The organism is Bradyrhizobium sp., from assembly GCF_049691595.1.
Taxonomy (GTDB): domain Bacteria; phylum Pseudomonadota; class Alphaproteobacteria; order Rhizobiales; family Xanthobacteraceae; genus Bradyrhizobium.
The window spans coordinates 1-1,620 of the sequence record NZ_JBAVNZ010000273.1; the positions used below are offsets into that span (position 1 = coordinate 1).

The window sequence follows — 1,620 nt, forward strand, 5'->3', positions numbered from 1 at the left end:
GGACGGGGCGCCTGGATTTTCATCAGGTTAGGGTTGAGTGATGGGGATTCATGGTTGTCCAAGACAGGTACATTCGCGCCACAGCGCTGATCGGCTTTCAGGAGCTTGTGGAGGAGCTATCGTCAAATCTTGGTGACGGCCGGGCCGGTCAGGCGGCGGCGGTTGCGGGTTGACGGTGTGCCGATTTGGCGAGGACCTCCAGCCCGTCGGAGAACTTCACACCCAGGACGAGTTTTGGCAACTGGTTGTGTCCGTCCAGGCGTCGCCAGCTTTTCTGCGCGCCCTCGATCAGTTTAAAGACCATAGCGAGCGCCGTCCTGTTCGAGAGGCATCCTTTGGCGCGGATCGTCCGGTGCCGCACGGTGGCGAAGGTGCTTTCGATCGGGTTCGTCGTTCGCAGATGCTTCCAGTGCTCGGCGGGAAAGTCGTAGAAGGCGAGCAGGGCGTCGCGGTCTTTCTGCAAGCATTCGGCGGCCTTCTCGTATTTCAATTCGTAGCTCTCGATGAAGGCGTCGAACGCGGTCTCGGCATCGGCCTTTGTCTCGGCCATCCAGATTTCCTGCAATGCACGCTTGGCTTTCGGCTGCTGGCTCTTCGGCAGCTTGCCGAGCACGTTCGCTGTCTTGTGTACCCAGCAGCGCTGCTCGCGCGTTTTCGGCCAGACTTCGCCGGCAGCCTTCCAGAACCCGAGCGCACCATCTGCGACCACCAGTTCTGGTTGCGCATCGAGCCCGCGCCGTTTCAGATCGAGCAACAGATCGCGCCAATCCTGCGCGCTTTCGCGGGCGCCATCGGTGAAGCCGACAAGTTCCTTGCGGCCTTCCGGTGTCGCGCCGATCAGCACGAGGATACATTGCTTCTCATCTTCAAGCCGGGCTTCGATGTGGATGCCGTCCGCCCAGATATAAACGTAGCGGCGGGTTGATAGATCGCGCTTCTGCCAGGCGGCGTACTCGCCGCTCCAGCCATCCTTCAGGCGGCCGATGGCTGACGCCGACAACCCACTCGCATCTTTGCCGAGCAAGGCTGCCAGCGCCTCGGAAAAGTCGCCGGTCGAGATACCCTTCAGGTAGAGGAGCGGCAGCAGCGTCTCGATCGACTTCGAGCGGCGCATGTAGGGTGGCAGGATCGACGGCGAGAACCGGATGCGGCCGGGATCAGCGGCGCCAGCCTCGCGATCGCGCACTCGCGGCTGGCGCACAGCGACCGGACCGATGCCGGTCATCACCTCGCGCTCGGGCAGATGGCCGTGGCGGACGACACGCTGGTGGCCTTCGGGGTTTTTGAGTTCTGCGTGCTTGCCGAGGAAATCCACAACCTCGGCCTCGATGGCCTGAGCAAGAAGGGCACGCGCCCCGTTGCGCAGAACTTCGGTGAGTTGGTCGTCGAAGGTTCCTGGCTGAATCAGCTTGAAGACGTTATCGTTGGGCACGGCATATCGCTCCTTTGGTGGAGAAGTGGAGGCGTCAAGCACCCCCACGATATGCCGCCTTCCCGATTCCCGCCGTCACCAACTTCCGGACTTAGCTCCACCTCATCGATCGAGTTCTCAATTCGTGAGATTGCAGCTTCTCTTTTCCACCAAAAGGCTGCGATATCGAATATCGAAAGCGCTAGTAC

1 protein-coding gene is annotated in these 1,620 nt (G+C 61.2%); it reads right to left on the reverse strand.

The annotated features are described in order from the left end of the window. Positions 1-148: 148 nt before the first annotated feature. Positions 149-1,432, reverse strand: coding sequence for an IS256 family transposase (locus tag WCE35_RS12320; protein WP_424593620.1), 1,284 nt, complete (start codon positions 1,430-1,432; stop codon positions 149-151). Between the last annotated feature and the right edge of the window lie 188 nt (positions 1,433-1,620).